This is a genomic window from Enterobacter sp. 296B2, from assembly GCF_034106185.1.
Classification (GTDB): Bacteria; Pseudomonadota; Gammaproteobacteria; order Enterobacterales; family Enterobacteriaceae; genus Enterobacter; species Enterobacter cloacae_N.
In genome coordinates this window covers 1-19,730 of sequence record NZ_JAWNCA010000007.1, presented here as the reverse complement: position 1 = coordinate 19,730, position 19,730 = coordinate 1, and the positions used below count along the sequence as shown (strand labels likewise).

Genomic DNA, 19,730 nt, shown 5'->3' with positions numbered 1-19,730 from the left:
ATGTTCTGGCAATAATAAACGTTGATTCTATCTAAACGACTCCTTAACGAAACCCCCGTTCTCCGAAATCACCTTAATTTGTTTACAAGACGTTGATATTTCCCCTGCTGAAATAGCGGTATTCCAAAAGACTCAGGATTTATCATGTCTTCTATCGTCGATACACCTCTTTCAGACCTGACGCAGCCGACATCCGGCTGGCAGCTCTTCAAAAACCTGGCCTTCGGTAAGATCGCGCCCGGCCTTGCATGGCAGAACCCCGCCTATCGCCGTAAGTTCATGCTGCGTTCGCTGGCAACGCCCGTGAGCACGTCTCGCCTGTTAACGAACCTCGCTAAGCAGCCTCGTCTGATGCAGATGTTGCAGGTGCAGCCCGGTCTGCCGTGTCGGCTTCACCGTCCCTGGCTGACGGTGAAAATGGACCGCCAGCATGCGCTGGAATCCCTGAACTGGCACTATGAGGCCATGAGCCGCCAGCTTCCGGCCACGCTCCTGAAGGGCTATCTTTCGACGCAGGGGACTACGCTGCTGACCTTAACCGGGAAAGATGACCAGCCATTTACCGTCCGCCTGTGTGCCGATGCGTTCCTGGATAAAGAGGGCGAGGCCACCCTCACCTTCTGCGACGGTCAGAATACGGTGCTGGCGGAGCTAACCTTTACGCTCTGCCAGTTTGAAGGAAAATCGACGCTGTTCATCGGCGGTTTGCAGGGCGCGAAAGCGCATGTTCCCCATGAGCAGATCCAGAAAGCGACGAAGGCCTGCCACGGCCTGTTCCCGAAACGCCTGCTGGTTGAAGCCGCCATGACGTTCGGCGCCGCATTCCCGGTCGCGCAGATCGTTGCCGTCAGTAACGCCACCCATATTTATCGCAGCTGGCGCTACCGCAAGAAAAAAGAGGGGAAACTGCTGGCCGATTACGACAGCTTCTGGAGTTCCCTCGGTGGGGAAAAACAGGATAGCGGCCACTTTATGCTGCCGCTTGCCATGCCGCGTAAACCGATGGACGAGATTGCGAGCAAAAAACGTTCTGAATATCGCCGCCGCTACGCGCTGCTGGATAGCCTCATTCAGCAGGTAGAACAGGCAACCCGGCGTTAATCCGCCCTTCCGCGTGCCAGCCACAGCACGCGGGAGAACATTTTACGCAGCAGCGTCGGAACGGCCTCCACGCCCCGCCTTCCCGCTTCCGTCGCCACTTCAATGGCTAAATCCGGTTTTGACGAACGGTGAATAGCTTTGGCGATCACGCGCCGCATGTTCATTGGTACGTCGATCGGCACCATCGCAATGCGGTGGAATACGTCGTCAAAGCCCTGACGGTACATAAAATGCTCCATGTCCATCGCGGGCAGCATCGTTAGGTGGTCGCGCTCTTCTTCGCGCTCGTTGTTCAGCAGGCTGCGCACGGTTGAGGCATATTTTTTCCCCGCCTCGTCACCGTCCACCAGCACATGCCATTCAATTCCCATTCGGCGGGCAAATTTTATCAGCGGTTTTAATCCCGACTGGGCAAATTCGATGACCTTAATGCCCTCTGCATCAAAATGATGGCCGCACTGGCGCGCCAGTTCGTTGATGACCCAGGTTTCCGTTTCCCCCTCAACCAGCAGCCAGCAGCGGGCAAAGAGCGACGAAGCGCGATTAAAGCGGATGTGAAACGCGATACGCCGCCCGTCTTCGGCATTCATCCCGCCGGGTCCGAGGCGGTACGCGGATACGCGGGAGGACTCGCGCACCAGACGGCAGATGTGCTCCACCGGCGTCAGCGATAGCAGTTCACCGGAATTGGTGGTGGTAATCCGCTGGAGCGGCAGCAGATTGAGCAGGTGCCATGCCACGGAGAGCATGATGGGGTGCAGGCGCGTTTCCGGGTCTTCCACCAGCAGCAGCGGCCGGGCGTCCCGGTCAAGACGCACGGTGCCCTTCGCCTGCAGAAGCGTTGAAAACAGCCCCAGTAAAATCACCCGATGGGTACGCCCGCCGGGCCGGTCAATCATCCGGTTGATGATGTCGAGATAGCGCCAGCTGCGCTGTTCATCATGAGAGCGGCGGCGCATCAAACGATGGCGGGACTCCGACGTGCCCTGCTCGGAAAAGTAGTGCTCCAGCAGCTGCACCATCGCGGACAGCCCCTGACGAATTTGACCATCGGTAAGATTCTGCGGACGCGACACCAGCTCTCGCGCCAGAAAATCCAGCTCGCGGGCGGTGACTTCCACTTCCGGCATGTTCGGTACGGTGCCGTTACGAATACGGCGCATAAAGCGCGCATCGCGCAGGCGTAACACCGGCGTCAGGCGGATCAGATGACGCGCAAGATCGTCGATATTCTCCAGCGTGATCGGGTTGGCTTTCTCGTCGAGGAATTCACGCAGGGTCAGCACCCCCTCGTTTTCCGCCATCTCCCCTTCCAGACGGTAGAAAATCCGGTGGAAACCATCGTCGCAGGGCACCCAGCAGGGCGACAGCGGACGGAAGCGACGCACGCGGTGACGGCCGGGCTCGGATTCGCGGAACGTCAGGATGATATGCAGATGCTTCTCGCGGCCCGTCACGTCGCCGGGCGGGAACCAGAAATCATCGTGAACAAAGTGGTACAAATCATCTTCGGGTGAAAGCAGCAGCGTCAGCGCATCCAGCAGGCTGGACTTACCCCACGCGTTCTCGCCGATCAGGACGTTGTTCTGCTCCAGCTGAAGCGACAGGCGGTTAATACCGCGAAACCCGACAATTTCCACACGTTCGAGAAGCATAAATCCCCCGCGAAATGATCACTTTTTCCTTTAAGTTATCAGCAGTATAGCGGCAGGAATCCTGGCACGACAGCAGAACATTCATCCTTGCGAGATTTGAACTATGCTCTATTTACCGCTGACTTGAACAAGGATTGACATCACATTGCCTTAAATCAAATTAATCGAATTTATTTAAGTGGCGAAGGGGTGTTGTTGGTTTTTAAAATACGGGCTCTTTGAGTCGTCATCCCTTTATGGCGATATATCCCGCGCGCGGGAAAACGCGTGGAAAATAATTTTGAGGTGGTTATGTTTAGAAAATTGGCAGCAGAGTGCTTTGGTACATTCTGGCTGGTATTTGGTGGTTGCGGTAGCGCCGTTCTGGCAGCAGCATTCCCTGAATTAGGCATTGGTTTTGTCGGCGTCGCGCTGGCGTTTGGTTTAACCGTATTAACCATGGCGTTTGCCGTAGGGCATATTTCCGGCGGTCATTTTAACCCGGCGGTGACATTAGGTTTATGGGCGGGCGGCCGTTTCCCGGCAAAAGAGGTTATTGGCTACATCGTGGCGCAGGTGGTTGGCGGTATTATTGCGGCGGGCGTTCTGTACGTCATTGCCAGCGGTAAAGCGGGCTTTGACGCAGCGGCCAGCGGCTTCGCCTCTAACGGCTTCGGCGAACACTCTCCGGGCGGTTATTCCATGCTGTCTGCCATCGTCATTGAAATTGTGCTGACCGCAGGCTTCCTGCTGGTGATCCACGGCGCAACCGACAAATACGCGCCAGCAGGTTTTGCGCCTATTGCCATCGGTCTGGCGTTGACGCTTATCCACCTGATTTCTATTCCGGTCACCAACACCTCCGTGAACCCGGCGCGCAGCACCGCGGTGGCCATTTTCCAGGGCGGCTGGGCGCTTGAGCAGCTGTGGCTGTTCTGGGTGATGCCGATCGTCGGCGGTATTCTGGGCGGCGTGCTTTACCGCACCCTGCTGGAAAAACGCGATTAATCTATCCCTCCCTCTCCCCGTGGGAGAGGGCCGGGGTGTGGGCAACAGGCCGCACATACAAGCCGGGTAAGGCGCAGCCGCCACCCGGCTTTCTTTTGCCGCTTTACTGAATAGCCTTTATTGGGTAGTGTCTCTGGCGCTTAACGAATACTCAAAAGGACCGGCTGTTCATGTTTTCAGGACTCCTCATTATTCTGCTGCCCCTGATTGCGGGCTATCTTATTCCGCTGCGTCATGAATCGGCCTTAAAGCTTATCAACCGTTTTCTCAGCTGGATTGTTTACGTCATTCTGTTCTTTATGGGGATCAGCCTGGCCTTCCTGGATAATCTGGCGACGAATTTACTTTCCATCCTGCATTATTCTGCGGTCACCGTGGTGGTTATTTTGCTGTGCAATATTGCCGCCCTGCTGTGGCTGGAACGCACTATTCCGTGGAAAAATAATCACCACCAGGAAAAGCTGCCCTCCCGAATTGCAATGGCGCTGGAATCATTAAAGCTCTGCGGCGTCGTGGTGCTCGGATTTCTTCTGGGCCTTACCGGATGGACATTTTTACAGCACGCGACAGAGGCCAGCGAATATACCCTGATCTTCCTGCTGTTCCTGATTGGCATTCAGCTGCGAAATAACGGCATGACGCTGAAACAGATCGTCCTGAACCGTCGGGGAATGATCGTTGCCGTTATGGTTGTCGCCAGCTCAATGGTGGCGGGCGTCATTAATGCCTTTATTCTCGATCTGCCTCTGAAGACCGGCCTGGCGATGGCCTCCGGGTTCGGCTGGTACTCCCTCTCCGGTATTCTGCTGACCGAATCCTTCGGCCCGGTCATCGGCAGCGCCGCCTTCTTTAACGATCTGGCGCGAGAGCTGATTGCCATCATGCTGATCCCGGGTCTGGTTCGCCGCAGCCGCTCAACGGCGCTGGGCTTGTGCGGCGCGACGTCGATGGACTTTACCCTGCCGGTCCTTCAGCGTTCAGGCGGGCTGGAGATGGTGCCCGCCGCCATCGTACACGGCTTTATTTTAAGTCTGCTGGTTCCGGTTATGATGGCCTTCTTCTCCGCCTGATACTTCTTTGGCGGTAGGTTTCCTGCCGCCAAAATTGCGCTAAATCAATCTCCCCCTATTTTGTCGCAGAAAGCCCTTTTCACCGTTCAGGCACAGGCATAATCTTAAACATGTATATCAAATATAACTTTAACAGGTGTGATTATGTTTTGTGTGCAATGTGAACAAACCATCCGTACCCCGGCAGGCAATGGCTGCTCTTACGCACAGGGTATGTGCGGCAAAACCGCAGAAACATCTGACCTGCAGGACCTGCTGATTGCTGCCCTGCAAGGCCTTTCCGCATGGGCGTTCAAAGCCCGCGAATACGGCATCGTCGACCACTACGTCGACAGCTTCGCCCCGCGCGCGTTTTTCTCCACGCTGACCAACGTTAACTTCGACTCTCCGCGCATCGTCGGCTATGCCCGTGAAGCGATTGCCCTGCGCGAAGCGCTGAAGGCGCAGTGCCTGAAGGTGGATGCTAACGCTCATGTGGACAATCCTATGTCAGAGCTTCAGCTGGTGAGCGACGATCTGGGCGACCTCCAGCGCCAGGCGGCAGACTTTACCCCGAATAAAGACAAAGCGGCGATTGGCGAGAATATTCTCGGCCTGCGCCTGCTGTGCCTGTACGGCCTGAAAGGCGCTGCGGCCTATATGGAGCACGCGCACGTGCTCGGTCAGTACGACAATGACATCTACGCTCAGTACCACAAGATCATGGCGTGGCTGGGTACCTGGCCTGCCGATATGAACGCCCTGCTTGAGTGCTCAATGGAAATCGGCCAGATGAACTTCCGCGTGATGAGCATTCTGGATGCTGGTGAAACCAGCACCTACGGCCACCCGACGCCGACACAGGTCAACGTGAAAGCGACCGAAGGCAAGTGCATCCTGATTTCGGGTCATGATCTGAAAGATCTCTACAACCTGCTGAAGCAGACCGAAGGCACCGGTGTTAACGTCTATACCCACGGCGAAATGCTGCCGGCGCACGGCTACCCGGAGCTGCGTAAATTCAGGCATCTGATCGGTAACTACGGCAGCGGCTGGCAGAACCAGCAGGTGGAGTTTGCCCGTTTCCCGGGCCCTATCGTGATGACCTCTAACTGCATCATCGACCCGACCGTGGGCGCGTATGACGACCGCATCTGGACCCGCAGCATCGTCGGCTGGCCGGGCGTGAGCCACCTCGAAGGCGACGATTTTGGCCCGGTTATCGCCCAGGCGCAGCAGATGGCGGGCTTCCCGTACAGCGAAATTCCGCACCTGATCACCGTCGGCTTCGGTCGCGAGACGCTTCTCGGCGCCGCTGACTCGCTGATCGATCTCGTCAGCCGTGAAAAGCTGCGCCACATCTTCCTCGTCGGCGGATGCGACGGCGCGCGCGGCGAACGTAACTACTTCACCGATTTCGCCACCCGCGTGCCGGAAGACTGCCTGATCCTGACCCTGGCGTGCGGTAAATACCGTTTCAACAAGCTGGACTTCGGCGACATCGAAGGTCTGCCGCGCCTGATTGATGCGGGCCAGTGTAACGATGCCTACTCGGCCATTATTCTGGCGGTCACGCTGGCGGAAAAACTGGGCTGCGGCGTCAACGATCTGCCGCTCTCCCTGGTGCTCTCCTGGTTTGAGCAGAAAGCGATTGTCATCCTGCTCACCCTGCTCTCTCTGGGCGTGACCAACATCGTGACCGGCCCGACTGCGCCAGGTTTCCTGACGCCGGACCTGCTGGCCGTTCTGAACGAGAAATTCGGTCTGCGTTCAGTCACCAACGTTGAAGATGATATGAAGCAACTGCTGAGCGCGTAAGGAGCTATTCATGACCATGCCAACCTCACAATGTCCGTGGCGGATGCAGGTTCATCACATCCATCAGGAGACGCCGGATGTGTGGACGCTTTCGCTGCTCTGTCACGACTACTATCCGTACCGTGCAGGCCAGTATGCGCTGGTCAGCGTCCGCCATTCGGCGGACACCCTGCGCGCCTACACGATCTCCTCCACACCGGGCGTGAGCGAGTACATCACGCTCACCGTCCGCCGCATTGATGACGGTGCCGGCTCTCAGTGGCTGACCCGTGACGTGAAGCGCGGAGATTACATCTGGCTGTCCGACGCGCAGGGAGATTTCACCTGTGACGACAAGGCAGACGATAAATTCCTGCTGCTGGCGGCGGGCTGCGGCGTAACGCCGATTATGTCGATGCGCCGCTGGCTGGCGAAGAACCGCCCGCAGGCCGACGTGCAGGCGATCTTCAGCGTGCGCTCTCCGGAAGACGTTATTTTCGCCGAGGAGTGGCGTGATTATCCGGTGACGCTGGTGGCGGAACACAACGCGACACACGGCTTTGTGCCCGGCCGCCTGAGCCGTGAGCTGCTGCAAAGCGTGCCGGACATTGCGAACCGTACCGTAATGACCTGCGGCCCGGCGCCGTACATGGATATCGTGGAGAAAGAGGTGAAAGCGCTCGGCGTAACCCGCTTCTTTAAAGAGCAGTTCTTCACGCCGGTGGCGGAAGCGGCAAGCAGCGGGATTCTGTTCACCAAGCTGCAGCCCGCGCAGACCTTCTTTGGCCGCGTGGGCACCACGCTGCTGGAAGCGCTGGAAAGCAACAAGGTACCGGTAGTAGCGGCCTGCCGTGCGGGCGTGTGCGGCTGCTGTAAGACGAAGGTCGTTTCCGGGGAGTACACCGTCACCAGCACCATGACGCTGTCCGACGCGGAGATTGCCGAGGGTTACGTGCTGGCGTGCTCGTGCCACCCGCAGGGGGACCTGATCCTCGCATAAACGGTAAACGTTCGGTCGAAGGCCCGGTAAGCGTCAGCGCCACCGGGCTTTTTGTCGGATGACACTGCGTATACCCGACCTGGATTGTGCAGGCTGCTTGTACGGCAGTGAACGAGAATGGCAAAATCGCCGCAGCGGTAACGATTTTCTAAGCTGCCTGTACGGCAGTGAACAAGCTAATGACGGCTCAAACATTGATCTGTATTTTCTAAGCTGCCTGTACGGCAGTGAACCTGGCTGGGGCGGGTTTACGACGATTGTTTTTTTTCTAAGCTGCCTGTACGGCAGTGAACGGCGGCGTGCTGGTTGTCCTACTCTGGCGCTCTTTCTAAGCTGCCTGTACGGCAGTGAAGTGCTGCGAGTGGGACGGACTCAGTGGCTGGCTTTTCTAAGCTGCCTGTACGGCAGTGAACTGGAACAATCTACACCTATAACCTTGTAAGATAAAGAATTCCCCTAAAAATTCCCCTTAAACCCTTTTTTTACCACTTACAATTCAACCTAATAAAATCAATCACTTAAAACCCACCAATAAAAAATGGTCCGTAGACCCCTTCCTTCATTCCAGCACCCAACTTTCACCGCCACGCCGGACCTTTCCCCAGCGCAAACCGCCCTGCCCCTAAAAACGCCACCGTCAGCGAGCCAATAAAGAAGTACACCAGGCTTTCAATCGCCCATGCACCGACCTTATCGAGCGCGAATGTCTCATCCATTCCCACCATCAGCCACGCCACGATCATGGTAAACGCCAGCACCAGCGCGGCCGGGCGCGTGAAGAGGCCGACAATAATCAGTATCGGTGCCACCACTTCACCAACCAACACGCCGTAAGCGATAAACCCCGGCAACCCTTTTTCCACCAGCATGCCGCTGATGAACCCCACACCGCCCAATAGCTTGTGCAAACCGTGAAACAGCATCAGCCCGCCGACGGTAAGTCGTAACAAGAGTTTGCCAAAATCGTCGTGAGACAGCTTTTCATTAACAGCAATTAACATTGATTTAACCATTTGAAATGATTCCTGTTTCCATCCAAGTGATGACCAGATTATGCTGAATAATCGCACAGGAAAACCACCTTTAATTGAGGGGTAAAGAGCAGGCAATACAGTGACTTTCTTCTAAGCTTGTAAGCGATATCACAAAAAGGAGACGGACAACCATGAAACAAACCGTGGCTGCATACATAGCGAAGACCCTTGAACAGGCAGGTGTAAAACGTATCTGGGGCGTAACCGGCGATTCCCTGAACGGGCTTAGCGACAGCCTCAACAAGATGAAGACCATCGAGTGGATGCCCACCCGCCATGAAGAGGTCGCCGCCTTCGCCGCGGGTGCCGAAGCGCAGCTCACCGGAGAGCTTGCCGTGTGTGCGGGCTCGTGCGGGCCGGGCAACCTGCATCTGATCAACGGCCTGTTCGACTGCCACCGTAACCACGTGCCGGTGCTGGCGATTGCCGCCCATATCCCCTCTTCCGAAATCGGCAGCGGCTATTTTCAGGAGACGCATCCGCAGGAGCTGTTCCGTGAATGCAGCCACTATTGCGAGCTGGTTTCATCCCCGGAGCAGATCCCGCAGGTGCTGGCGATCGCCATGCGCAAGGCCGTGCTGAACCGTGGTGTGTCAGTTGTCGTCATCCCCGGCGACGTGGCGCTCAAGGCCGCGCCGGAAGGGGCCAGCACCCACTGGTACCACGCCCCGCAGCCGGTGGTGACGCCTGCGGAAGAAGAGTTGAAAAAGCTGGCGCAGCTGCTCCGTTACTCCAGCAATATCGCCCTGATGTGCGGCAGCGGCTGCGCGGGCGCGCATAAAGAATTACTTGAGTTCGCCGGTAAGCTCAAAGCGCCTATCGTCCACGCCCTGCGCGGCAAAGAGCACGTGGAATACGACAACCCCTTTGATGTGGGCATGACCGGGCTTATCGGTTTCTCCAGCGGCTTCCATACCATGATGAATGCCGACACGCTCATTTTGCTCGGCACCCAGTTCCCGTACCGTGCCTTCTACCCGACGGATGCCAAAATTATTCAGATTGATATCAACCCGGCCAGCATCGGCGCACACAGTAAGGTCGATATGGCGCTGGTGGGCGATATCAAATCCACCCTTGCCGCCCTGCTGCCGCTTCTCGAAGAGAAAACCGATCGCAAGTTCCTCGATAAAGCCCTGAGCGATTATCGCGACGCGCGCAAGGGGCTGGACGACCTCGCCAAACCGAGCGACAAAGCCATTCACCCGCAGTATCTGGCGCAGCAGATCAGCCATTTTGCGGACGACGACGCCATTTTTACCTGCGACGTCGGCACGCCAACCGTCTGGGCGGCGCGCTATCTGAAGATGAACGGCAGGCGCCGACTGCTCGGCTCGTTCAACCACGGCTCGATGGCCAACGCCATGCCGCAGGCGCTGGGCGCAAAAGCGACGGCACCGGAGCGCCAGGTGGTGGCGATGTGCGGTGACGGCGGGTTCAGCATGCTGATGGGGGATTTCCTGTCGGTGGTGCAGATGAAGCTCCCGCTGAAAATCGTGGTCTTTAACAACAGCGTGCTGGGCTTCGTGGCGATGGAGATGAAGGCCGGAGGCTATCTCACGGACGGCACCGAGCTGCACGACACCAACTTCGCGCGCATCGCCGAAGCCTGCGGCATCACCGGTATTCGGGTAGAGAAAGCCTCCGAGGTGGATGAAGCCCTGCAACGCGCTTTCTCTATCGACGGCCCGGTACTGGTAGATGTCGTCGTCGCCAAAGAAGAGCTGGCCATCCCGCCGCAGATCAAGCTGGAACAGGCCAAAGGTTTTAGCCTCTACATGCTGCGCGCCATCATCAGCGGGCGCGGTGACGAAGTGATCGAACTGGCAAAAACCAACTGGCTCAGGTAAAACATTTCGCATGACCTCTTAAACTAAAGGGATGTGAAATGATTGATTTGCGTAGTGATACCGTTACCCGCCCGAGCCGTGCCATGCTAGAAGAGATGATGGCCGCCTCGGTCGGGGATGACGTCTACGGCGATGACCCGACGGTCAACGAACTGCAACGCTATGCGGCAGAGCTGAGCGGCAAGGAAGCCGCACTGTTCCTGCCAACCGGCACGCAGGCGAACCTGGTGGCACTGCTCAGCCACTGCGAGCGCGGTGAAGAGTATATCGTCGGCCAGGGCGCGCATAACTATCTCTACGAAGCTGGCGGTGCTGCCGTGCTCGGCAGCATTCAACCGCAGCCGATTGACGCCGCACCGGACGGCTCCCTGCCGCTCGACAAAGTGGCGGCGAAAATCAAAGCCGACGATATTCACTTCGCCCGCACCAGGCTGCTCAGCCTCGAAAACACCCACAACGGCAAAGTTCTGCCGCGCGAGTACCTGAAAGCGGCGTGGGAATTTACCCGCGAGCGAGGGCTCGGCCTGCACGTTGACGGCGCGCGTATCTTCAACGCCGTGGTGGAGTACGGCTGCGAACTGAAAGAGATAACGCAGTATTGCGACTCGTTCACCATTTGCCTCTCAAAAGGTCTGGGTACACCGGTGGGCTCCCTGCTGGTCGGCAATGCGGACTACATCAAGCGCGCCAACCGCTGGCGTAAAATGACCGGCGGCGGCATGCGTCAGGCCGGCATTCTGGCGGCCGCGGGGCTGTACGCGTTAAAAAATAACGTGGCGCGCCTTAAGGACGATCACGACAACGCCGCGTGGATGGCGACGCAGTTGCGCGAGATCGGCGCAGACGTGATGCGTCATGACACCAACATGCTGTTCGTTCGCGTGGGAGAAGAGCACGCCGCTGCGCTGGGCGAATTTATGAAAGCGCGTGGCGTGCTGATCAACGCCTCCCCGATCGTGCGTCTGGTGATGCATCTCGACGCGAGCCGCGAACAGCTGGCGGACGTGGTGAAACACTGGCAGGCGTTTTTACAGCGCTAAGGAGCATCACGTGCCGCAACGCATTCTGGTGCTTGGCGCCAGCGGATATATTGGTCAGCATCTCACCTCTGCGTTAAGCCAGCAGGGGCATCAGGTGCGGGCAGCGGCACGCAACACCGAGCGTCTGCAAAAACTCACTTTGCCAGGCGTGACCTGTCACAACGTCGATCTCAACTGGCCGAAGGAGCTTCCCGCGCTGCTGGAAGGGGTCGACACGCTTTACTACCTGGTTCACAGCATGGGCGAAGGCGGCGATTTCATCGCCCACGAGCGGCAGGTGGCGATGAACGTCCGCGATGCCCTGCTGCAAACGCCGGTGAAGCAGGTGATTTTTTTAAGCTCGCTTCAGGCGCCCGAACACGAGCAGTCCGATCACCTGCGCGCCCGCCAGCTGACGGCCGACACGCTTCGCGGGGCGAATATTCCCGTAACCGAGCTGCGCGCCGGGATCATCGTCGGCGCGGGTTCCGCCGCCTTCGAGGTGATGCGCGACATGGTCTACAACCTGCCGGTGCTCACGCCGCCGCGCTGGGTGCGTTCGCGCACCACGCCGATTGCGCTGGAGAACCTGCTGCATTATCTGGTGGCCCTGCTGGATCACCCGACAGAGCAACACCGCGTGCTGGAAGCCGCTGGCCCGGAGGTGCTGAGCTATCAGGAACAGTTCGAACACTTTATGCGCGTCAGCGGACGCCGCCGCTGGCTTATCCCCATCCCCTTCCCGACCCGCTGGATATCGGTGTGGTTTTTGAATGTGATCACCTCGGTTCCCCCGACGACCGCGAAGGCGCTGATCCAGGGGCTGAAGCACGATCTGCTGGCGGACGATCGCGCGCTGCGCGCGTTGATCCCCCAGGAATTGATCCGCTTTGACGACGCGGTGCGCCATACGCTGAAGGAAGAAGAGAAGCTGGTGAACTCCAGCGACTGGGGTTACGACGCCCAGGCCTTTGCCCGCTGGCGGCCCGAATACGGCTATTACCCGAAGCAGGCGGGCTGCACGGTAAAAACCTCTGCCAGTCTCCACGCGCTGTGGGAGGTAGTGAACCAGATCGGCGGCAAAGAGCGCTATTTCTTCGGCAATATCCTCTGGCAAACGCGCGGCGCGCTGGATCTGCTGGTAGGCCATCGTCTGGCGAAAGGTCGTCCTGCCGCCCCATATCTCAACGTGGGCGATACGGTCGACAGCTGGAAGGTGATCATCGTCGAACCGGAAAAACAGCTGGCGCTGCTGTTCGGCATGAAGGCTCCGGGCCTGGGGCGGCTCTGCTTTACGCTCAGGGACAAAGGCGACTACCGGGAACTGGACGTTCGCGCCTGGTGGCACCCGCACGGGATGCCGGGTCTGTTCTATTGGCTACTGATGATCCCCGCGCACCTGTTTATCTTCAGAGGGATGGCGAAACGCATTGCGCAACTGGCAGAACAAAAGACGAAAATAACTCAATAAAACCCTCTTTCTTTCACCTTTCCCATTGCAACACATCGTAATTCACGAAAGAATGCGCACGAAATTCTTTTCAACACAGTGGATTGATATGAAGGTACTGGTTACCGGGGCGACCAGCGGCTTAGGCCGAAATGCGGTCGAATTTCTGCGCAACAAGGGCATCAGCGTCAGGGCCACCGGTCGCAACGAAGCGATGGGTAAACTGCTGCAAAAAATGGGCGCGGAGTTTGTCCATGCCGACCTGACGGAGCTGGTCTCCTCGCAGGCGAAGGTGATGCTCGCCGGTATCGACACGCTGTGGCACTGCTCCAGTTTTACCTCCCCGTGGGGAACCCAGGAAGCCTTCGATCTCGCCAACGTGCGCGCCACGCGTCGTCTGGGCGAATGGGCCGTCGCCTGGGGCGTGCGTAACTTTATCCATATCTCCTCTCCGTCGCTCTATTTCGACTATCACCACCATCGCGACGTGCAGGAGGATTTCCGTCCTGCTCGCTTTGCCTGTGAGTTTGCCCGCAGTAAAGCGGCCAGCGAAGAGGTGATCGACCTGCTGGCCCAGTCAAACCCGCACACCCGTTTTACGGTCCTGCGTCCGCAGAGCCTGTTCGGGCCGCATGACAAGGTGTTTATTCCGCGTCTGGCGCAGATGATGCACCACTACGGCAGCGTGCTGCTGCCGCGCGGCGGCGATGCGCTGGTGGATATGACCTATTACGAAAATGCTGTCCACGCCATGTGGCTGGCAAGCCAGCCGGACTGCGACAAGCTGATTTCCGGGCGCGCGTATAACATCACCAACGGCGAACCCTGTACGCTGCGCAGTATTGTGCAGCGGCTGATTGATGAACTGCAGATCGACTGCCGTATCCGTTCCGTGCCCTACCCGATGCTGGACATGATCGCCCGCAGCATGGAGCGTTTTGGCAGTAAATCCGCCAAAGAGCCTGCGCTGACGCACTATGGGGTATCGAAGCTCAACTTTGATTTTACGCTGGATATTTCGCGGGCGGAGAACGAGCTGGGGTATAAACCGATTGTGACGCTGGATGAAGGCATTATGCGCACGGCGGCATGGTTACGGGATCACGGGAAGCTTCATCGCTAGCGTTTTGCCCGCCTGCAACAGCACCGTACCGTCCCCTCGCCCCTCCGGGGAGAGGGTTAGGGTGAGGGGAAAGTGCAAATACAAAAACGGCAACCTTTCGGTTGCCGTTTGCTTTTACAGAGCCGTCCAGGCATCAGACCATGCCAGACCTGCGCCTGGTTCATAGTATGCCGGGGCGTTGTTACACCAGCCGCTGTACGGGAACGGTTTGCACTGGAACAGTTTACCGTGGTTGTTCACGATATCACCTGCGTTGTACTTGCTGTTCGCGCTCCACGCCGGGTAAGAGCCGGAAGTGCCTTCGTCCTGAGACGGGGTCGCTTTCGCCTTCACGTTCAGCAGATATGAGGTGGTGCTGCTCAGCTCGCCATCGCTGACGGTCAGGCTCACTTCAATCTGCTGCGCCGTTGCGGACTCAGGTGCAGTGAAGGTCACTACCGCTTTGTCTTCGCCGGTCACGGTCTGGCCGTCCTGAGAGCGCCAGGTATAGGTCAGCTTATTGCCGTCGACATCGGTAGAACCTTCGGCGCTCAGAGAGACCTGTGCGCCCGCGTCAACAGCCCCGATTGGACCCGCAATATGCGCAACCGGTGCATGGTTTGCCACTACAGGCTCTGCCGGGGTTTCATCCGGCGTCGGCGCTGGTGCCGGTGCCGGCGTTTCATCTTCGGAAGGCGTTGGCGTTACCGGGGTTTCGTCCGGCGTTACGGCAGAGCCGTCATCGTTTACGATATTGACGTTATAGAACTTCTGCACGCACTTGGTGTAGTCACCGTCTTTAAAGGCGCTGAACGGCGTCTGGTAGCCCACCAGCTGGCAAGAGTAGGTCTTACCGTCCGGCGTATCAGCGCTCCATCCCCAGTCCTGTTCCCAGTAAATCTTCAGGGCACCGGCACCGTATTCGTCGAACTGCTTCATGTTGGCACAGCCCAGCACTTCATTGGCCGGAACGGGCACTTTCAGATAGTTCGCGAACTCTTTGTAGTACTTGATACGGTTCTGCGACTGGGCAATTTCAGTCGGGCCGCCGCACTCTACGCCGCCGTTGATGATCTGGGTGGTCACGCCGAAGCCAGGGACCAGACCGTTGGCTTTATCGTGATCGTTCGGCTGCCACGTGCCGTCGATAACCTGCAGCATGCTTGGTTTAGGCGGCTGCGGGTAGGCGAAGAAGAAGATCGCACTCGCCAGGTTCAGCCAGGTGTCCGCCACCAGCTCAGGTTTGTCGAGCAGCGTACGCACGTCGCCGTACATCGCTTCAGAGAATGGACCGTAGTTGTAGTTGTAGGACAGCTGCTTCGCACCGCGGCCGAAGTAGCTCAGGAAGTCGCCGTCTTTGTCTTTACCGCACGGCCAGGTCTGGCCCTGCCAGACGTCCGGGTTACATTCGCCGTTATAGCCGCCCTTCTGGCCTTCGCTCCAGCCCATTTCACGCACGTGCACCAGCGCCTGACGCCATTCGGCTTCAGGACGCCAGCTTTCGTGACCGCCGGTCTCCTGGGCAAAGTGAGCAAACATGGTTGCCAGCTCTTTGCGGCAGATCGCGTCGCTGTCACGGCCGTCGTTGTAGGTCTTACACAGCGCCGGGAATTTACCTACCGCTTTCAGGAAGTTGCTGTAGGTGTATGCCTGAGCACGCAGCGGGAACAGGTATTCCCAGTCGCTGGCTTTCACAATCCCTTCTACGCGCTTCACGTTTTCCGGGTTCGCCGCGCGGCCTGGTTCAATCAGTTCAACCTGAGCGTTGTCCAGAGTCTTGATGGTCTCTTTAACGGAGGCCATCAGCGGGAAATCCGTCAATTCCTTCTCTTTCTTCGCCAGATCGCTGGCTTTCATGGTGTATGGTTCACTGGTGGTCGCCTGCAGCGAGGCAGCCTGCGCCATAAACGGTGCTACGCATGCGCCGGCAACGAGTACACTCAGTAACGTCCTTTTATTCATTTCAGTATTCCTGTTAATTGAAGTTAAAGTTAAATCCCGGCTTATGTATTAATCCGTTAATAAATAAACCACAGACAGCTGTTTTCACTTTTCGAAGAACACCCTCGGGAATTCTTCAAAAATAAAAAACCTTAATATTGCGCCGCTAATTTCAACTGTTGATATTTTTTCCAGACCTTGTGCGCATACTTCATTCGCTGCGGATAATTCTCTTTTTTTAAACCGGCGTTATAGGCACCTACCGCTTCCCAGTTATAGCCGTACACCTTGATCATCCCTGAAAGGATGGAGGCGCCGACCATGATGGAGGTACAGGGTTCGGTCATCAGCCGATATTCGTCAATGCCTCTGCTTTCCAGCTCCGTAAAATGTGTACTGTTAATCTGCATCAGCCCGACATCTCGCGTGCCGTCATGATTTTGCCCAACCGCATACGGATTCATACCGGATTCAACATTGGCTATGGCATACAATAAATACGGATCGACATGATAATAGTGCGCTGCTCTGTCCCAACAATTTGCCAGTGCGCTTTGGCTTATTATTAATAACAACAATATTACCTTTTTCATTTTTACCTGCTGTAAGCGTCAGTGATTTCTCCTTAGCAACATCCTGTAAAATGAATTTTGAATCACTCACCATCCCTCACGGGGATGGTGAGTGTTTATCGGGCTATATTATTTGCAGTCTGTTGAAGGACCTTCTTTCACCCATACATCGCTGTTAGCCGGGTTATCACCGCGAGTCCACCATTTGGCACGGTAAACGTTGCCCTCGTAGGTGGTGGTATCACCGCCGTTGTAGACCAGGTCAGAACGCCAGTTCATCTTCACGTCGCTGACCAGTTCCCATGCGTCCACACCGAAGCCAGGCTGGTTGCCCTGCGTCCAGTACTTCGCTTTCCACACCAGATGGTCGAAGCTGACGGTATCGCCATTGTTGTAGATTTTGCTGGCATCCCACGCGGCATACTTGCTGGCGTTAGCATCAACAGGCGCGTCGCAGCTGCCGGTTGCAGATCCTTCGTCAGAAGGTGGTGTAACGTCATCAGCCGGAGGAGTAACGTCGTCCGCTGGAGGCGTCACATCATCAGCAGGTGGCGTAACGTCAGCCGGTTTCGGATTCACGGTCACCTGGACGTTAGACTGCACGCTGGTTTTACCGTCGCTCACCACAACACTCAGGGTGTAGGAAGAGGCGGAGCTCACTTCCGGTGCGGTGATGTTCACATTCGCCGTGTCGGTACCGGTCGCGTGCATATCCGCTGGAACGCTCCAGGCGTAGGTCAGTGCATCACCGTCTGGATCCGCAGCCTGCGCATGCAGAGCGTAGGTTTCACCCGCCTGCAGCGTTACCGCTTCCATTGCATTGACAACGGGTGCCTGGTTCGCTTTTGGCGCTTTGTTCACAACCTGCACATCAATCGCGTTGCTCAGGCCTTTCGCGTCGGTCACCGTCAGGCGGAACGCCAGAGTCTGATCGCTGGTAGCAGCCGCAACGTTGAAGGTCGCTTTCGCTTTGGTGCTGTTGGTGAGGGTCACAGATGGGCCAGAAATCTGGGTCCATTTGTAGGTAATGGCATCGCCATCCGGGTCGGTTGAGGCGGAGCCATCCAGCGTAACAGTGGCCGGACCGGAGATGGTCTGGTCTGTCGATGACGCGATTGGCGCGTGGTTGGTCACCACAGGCTCAACCGGCGTAGAGCTGCCCAGCAGGCTTTCGTTCATGGCGTTCAGAATGTCGCCGTTGTCAGAGTCAATAGACCAGGAGAACAGACCGCCCAGTTTGTTGGCCAGAACGTATTTACCTTTCGCAGCGGCAGAGCGCGCATCTTCATAGGAGATCAGATCGCCGGTTGACTTGTTGAAGACATAAGGCGCTTCCGCGTCAGCATCGTAACCGTATTCCCAGCCTGGCTTACCTTTGTACTCGTTCACAATCTGACGATAATCCACCACGCCCGGTTCCCAGGTGCCTTTAACAGGTCCTGTTGCGGTACCGGTGAACGGATTGTCGCCTGTCTGGCCGTGAACGCCGGTCCAGCCGCGACCGTACATGCCCGCACCCACCACAATTTTGCCAGGCTGTACGCCCTGCTGGAGCAGCGCATTCACGCCGTTTTCGGTGGTGTAGTCGGTATCTGGACGCCATGCTGGTGCACGCAGCGCCGCCTGGTGACCCAGCACCGTGTTGCTCCACGCGCCGTAGAAGTCGTAGCTCATCAGGAAGATATGATCGAGATACTGCTGCGCGGTGGTGTAATCCACATCTTCAATCTTGTCTTTACCGGAACCAATCGCGGTGGTCAGTTCGTAGGTACGGCCCGTCTTCGCAGACAGTTCATCCATCATCGCGCGCAGGTCGTGCATCAGGGCGGTGTAGGTTGCCTTATCCTGCTGCGGGTTGCCCAGCGCCGCGTTCTCACCGCCGCCGCCCGGGAATTCCCAGTCGATATCTACACCGTCAAAGAATTTCCAGGTCTGCAGGAACTCTTTCACTGAGGAGACAAAGCGGGCGCGAATGGTCGGATCGTTCATCTGATAGAACGGGTCAGACAGGGTCCAGCCGCCGATAGATGGCAGAACTTTCAGGCCTGGATGCGCTTTTTTCAGCGCCATCAGCTGACCAAAGTTGCCTTTGTACGGGTCGTCCCAGTTAGAGACGCCGGACTGTGGCTTTTGCAGGGCTGCCCACGGATCGTGGATCGCCACGGTGTAGTCCTGACGGCCGTTACAGGCGCGCTTCAGGGCTTCAAAGCTATTACCGCCTTCGATAGATTTCAGGCTGTCGTTGATGCCGTCACCGCCGCAGATTGGAATGAAGCCGTACAGAATGTGGTTCAGGTTAGCCGCAGGGATTTTATCAACCGGGAAGTTACGGCCATACACGCCCCACTCGGGGAAGTAGGCACCGACCACTTTATCGGTATGCTGTGCGAAGGTTTTGTTGTTCTCCAGCATCGGCGCGTTCAGCGGCAGCAGGTGGCTACCGTCGGTGTCCGCAACGATAATCAGCTTGCTGGCGCTTTTGGTGCAGCCGCTGGCATTACAAAGTTCAACCTGTTCCTGGTAGCGTCCACCTTTTTTCACCTTGAAGGTGGCAGAGCCGGACGCGCTGCCCGCGCCAGACCAGACCGTGGTGCCGTCCAGCAGCACTTTCGCTGAGGTTGGCGCGTCGCCACTCCAGACATTCCACTCAACCTTCACGTCCACGCCGTCAGGGTGAACTTTGACAAGGCTGTTATAGTCCTGTGCAGCCTGGTCTACTTCTACCAGCGCAAATTTGTCATTACCGCTGCTAATAGTAGGCGTACCGGGTGCCGCTGCAAATACTGAGCTTGTTGCGGCTGCAACAAAAAGCGCCAGATATTTAGGCTTCATAAATTTCATTTTTATTTCCTGATAAATTTATTCGTAACGTTAATAACCCATGCCTTCCTTGAGAACATGGATGCGTTTCGCGTAATGCGTATTTAACCAACCTGAAAACCGTGACAAAAAACGTTTTGCTGCGTTGTATTCCTCCATAAAAAGATACAAGCCCATATTCCGTGTAGCTTATATCCCTTACGATACACTGAGCGCAAAGAGACGTCCTTATCTTCCACCATCAAAAAAATTTATAAAAAAACTTGACCTGTATATTTAAAATATGAAAGCAAACTGCTGTCCAATAAACACCACTATTCCAGCAAATGAGAGATACTGTCCGAAAGAAATAG

Annotated in this window: 14 protein-coding genes and 1 CRISPR repeat array; of the genes, 9 read left to right on the top strand and 5 right to left on the bottom strand. The window is 56.9% G+C overall.

The genetic code is table 11. The features are described from left to right. Positions 1 to 144: 144 nt before the first annotated feature. The gene (locus tag URZ40_RS07235) at positions 145 to 1,101 is read left to right on the top strand and encodes a VirK/YbjX family protein (protein WP_316380031.1); all 957 of its coding nucleotides are present in this window, start codon (positions 145 to 147) and stop codon (positions 1,099 to 1,101) included. Here the strand turns inward: URZ40_RS07235 and URZ40_RS07230 are convergent. Then, the gene (locus URZ40_RS07230; protein ID WP_320720172.1) at positions 1,098 to 2,756 is read right to left on the bottom strand and encodes an ATP-dependent endonuclease; all 1,659 of its coding nucleotides are present in this window, start codon (positions 2,754 to 2,756) and stop codon (positions 1,098 to 1,100) included. The two genes, URZ40_RS07235 and URZ40_RS07230, sit on opposite strands and share 4 nt — an antisense overlap. A gap of 291 nt (positions 2,757 to 3,047) precedes the next feature. Between URZ40_RS07230 and aqpZ the strand changes: the two genes are divergently transcribed. The 4 genes from aqpZ to hcr all read left to right on the top strand — a co-directional run bounded on the left by aqpZ (position 3,048) and on the right by hcr (position 7,589). Continuing rightward, positions 3,048 to 3,743 (top strand): aquaporin Z, encoded by a 696-nt coding sequence (aqpZ, locus tag URZ40_RS07225; protein ID WP_014831264.1) that lies wholly within the window; start codon positions 3,048 to 3,050, stop codon positions 3,741 to 3,743. A gap of 170 nt (positions 3,744 to 3,913) precedes the next feature. Beyond that, complete coding sequence (locus URZ40_RS07220; protein ID WP_116340996.1) at positions 3,914 to 4,813, top strand: lysine exporter LysO family protein; 900 nt, start codon at positions 3,914 to 3,916, stop codon at positions 4,811 to 4,813. Between the two features lie 144 nt (positions 4,814 to 4,957). Then, positions 4,958 to 6,610 (top strand): hydroxylamine reductase, encoded by a 1,653-nt coding sequence (hcp, locus tag URZ40_RS07215; protein WP_316380030.1) that lies wholly within the window; start codon positions 4,958 to 4,960, stop codon positions 6,608 to 6,610. Positions 6,611 to 6,620: 10 nt separating this feature from the next. Further along, positions 6,621 to 7,589 (top strand): NADH oxidoreductase, encoded by a 969-nt coding sequence (gene hcr, locus URZ40_RS07210; RefSeq protein ID WP_320720169.1) that lies wholly within the window; start codon positions 6,621 to 6,623, stop codon positions 7,587 to 7,589. A gap of 85 nt (positions 7,590 to 7,674) precedes the next feature. After that, a CRISPR array of direct repeats spans positions 7,675 to 8,001; the repeat unit is 27 nt; unit sequence TTTCTAAGCTGCCTGTACGGCAGTGAA. Positions 8,002 to 8,167: 166 nt separating this feature from the next. Here the strand turns inward: hcr and URZ40_RS07205 are convergent. Continuing rightward, complete coding sequence (locus URZ40_RS07205) at positions 8,168 to 8,602, bottom strand: DoxX family protein (protein WP_320720166.1); 435 nt, start codon at positions 8,600 to 8,602, stop codon at positions 8,168 to 8,170. Between the two features lie 152 nt (positions 8,603 to 8,754). On the opposite strand from URZ40_RS07205, the gene poxB reads away from it, so the two are divergent. From poxB to URZ40_RS07185, 4 genes are all read left to right on the top strand, one after another. After that, positions 8,755 to 10,473, top strand: coding sequence for a ubiquinone-dependent pyruvate dehydrogenase (poxB, locus tag URZ40_RS07200; RefSeq protein ID WP_116341004.1), 1,719 nt, complete (start codon positions 8,755 to 8,757; stop codon positions 10,471 to 10,473). A gap of 38 nt (positions 10,474 to 10,511) precedes the next feature. Beyond that, on the top strand, positions 10,512 to 11,513 hold the full coding sequence (gene ltaE, locus URZ40_RS07195; protein WP_316380027.1) for a low-specificity L-threonine aldolase: 1,002 nt from the start codon (positions 10,512 to 10,514) through the stop codon (positions 11,511 to 11,513). Positions 11,514 to 11,523: 10 nt separating this feature from the next. Further along, positions 11,524 to 12,963: a DUF2867 domain-containing protein gene (locus URZ40_RS07190; protein WP_320720161.1), complete on the top strand. Its 1,440-nt coding sequence runs from the start codon at positions 11,524 to 11,526 to the stop codon at positions 12,961 to 12,963. Positions 12,964 to 13,051: 88 nt separating this feature from the next. Continuing rightward, positions 13,052 to 14,065, top strand: coding sequence for an NAD(P)-dependent oxidoreductase (locus URZ40_RS07185; protein WP_116341168.1), 1,014 nt, complete (start codon positions 13,052 to 13,054; stop codon positions 14,063 to 14,065). Positions 14,066 to 14,179: 114 nt separating this feature from the next. Here the strand turns inward: URZ40_RS07185 and URZ40_RS07180 are convergent, their stop codons facing one another. The 3 genes from URZ40_RS07180 to URZ40_RS07170 all read right to left on the bottom strand — a co-directional run bounded on the left by URZ40_RS07180 (position 14,180) and on the right by URZ40_RS07170 (position 19,398). Further along, complete coding sequence (locus tag URZ40_RS07180; protein WP_320720157.1) at positions 14,180 to 16,006, bottom strand: glycoside hydrolase family 19 protein; 1,827 nt, start codon at positions 16,004 to 16,006, stop codon at positions 14,180 to 14,182. A 131-nt stretch (positions 16,007 to 16,137) separates the two neighbouring features. Then, the gene (gene iagB / locus URZ40_RS07175) at positions 16,138 to 16,578 is read right to left on the bottom strand and encodes a type III secretion system invasion protein IagB (RefSeq protein WP_116341012.1); all 441 of its coding nucleotides are present in this window, start codon (positions 16,576 to 16,578) and stop codon (positions 16,138 to 16,140) included. A 108-nt stretch (positions 16,579 to 16,686) separates the two neighbouring features. Next, positions 16,687 to 19,398, bottom strand: a complete 2,712-nt coding sequence (locus URZ40_RS07170) for a glycosyl hydrolase family 18 protein (protein WP_320720154.1) — start codon at positions 19,396 to 19,398, stop codon at positions 16,687 to 16,689. Positions 19,399 to 19,730 lie beyond the last annotated feature (332 nt).

What these genes read in the sequence shown, in the direction of transcription:
- hcp (WP_316380030.1), top strand. Translation starts at nt 4,958, where the DNA reads ATGTTTTGTGTGCAATGTGAACAAACCATCCGTACCCCGGCAGGCAAT.
- URZ40_RS07170 (WP_320720154.1), bottom strand. Translation starts at nt 19,398, where the DNA reads ATGAAATTTATGAAGCCTAAATATCTGGCGCTTTTTGTTGCAGCCGCA.
- ltaE (WP_316380027.1), top strand. Translation starts at nt 10,512, where the DNA reads ATGATTGATTTGCGTAGTGATACCGTTACCCGCCCGAGCCGTGCCATG.
- URZ40_RS07185 (WP_116341168.1), top strand. Translation starts at nt 13,052, where the DNA reads ATGAAGGTACTGGTTACCGGGGCGACCAGCGGCTTAGGCCGAAATGCG.
- iagB (WP_116341012.1), bottom strand. Translation starts at nt 16,578, where the DNA reads ATGAAAAAGGTAATATTGTTGTTATTAATAATAAGCCAAAGCGCACTG.
- aqpZ (WP_014831264.1), top strand. Translation starts at nt 3,048, where the DNA reads ATGTTTAGAAAATTGGCAGCAGAGTGCTTTGGTACATTCTGGCTGGTA.
- hcr (WP_320720169.1), top strand. Translation starts at nt 6,621, where the DNA reads ATGACCATGCCAACCTCACAATGTCCGTGGCGGATGCAGGTTCATCAC.
- poxB (WP_116341004.1), top strand. Translation starts at nt 8,755, where the DNA reads ATGAAACAAACCGTGGCTGCATACATAGCGAAGACCCTTGAACAGGCA.
- URZ40_RS07220 (WP_116340996.1), top strand. Translation starts at nt 3,914, where the DNA reads ATGTTTTCAGGACTCCTCATTATTCTGCTGCCCCTGATTGCGGGCTAT.
- URZ40_RS07235 (WP_316380031.1), top strand. Translation starts at nt 145, where the DNA reads ATGTCTTCTATCGTCGATACACCTCTTTCAGACCTGACGCAGCCGACA.
- URZ40_RS07230 (WP_320720172.1), bottom strand. Translation starts at nt 2,756, where the DNA reads ATGCTTCTCGAACGTGTGGAAATTGTCGGGTTTCGCGGTATTAACCGC.
- URZ40_RS07205 (WP_320720166.1), bottom strand. Translation starts at nt 8,602, where the DNA reads ATGGTTAAATCAATGTTAATTGCTGTTAATGAAAAGCTGTCTCACGAC.
- URZ40_RS07180 (WP_320720157.1), bottom strand. Translation starts at nt 16,006, where the DNA reads ATGAATAAAAGGACGTTACTGAGTGTACTCGTTGCCGGCGCATGCGTA.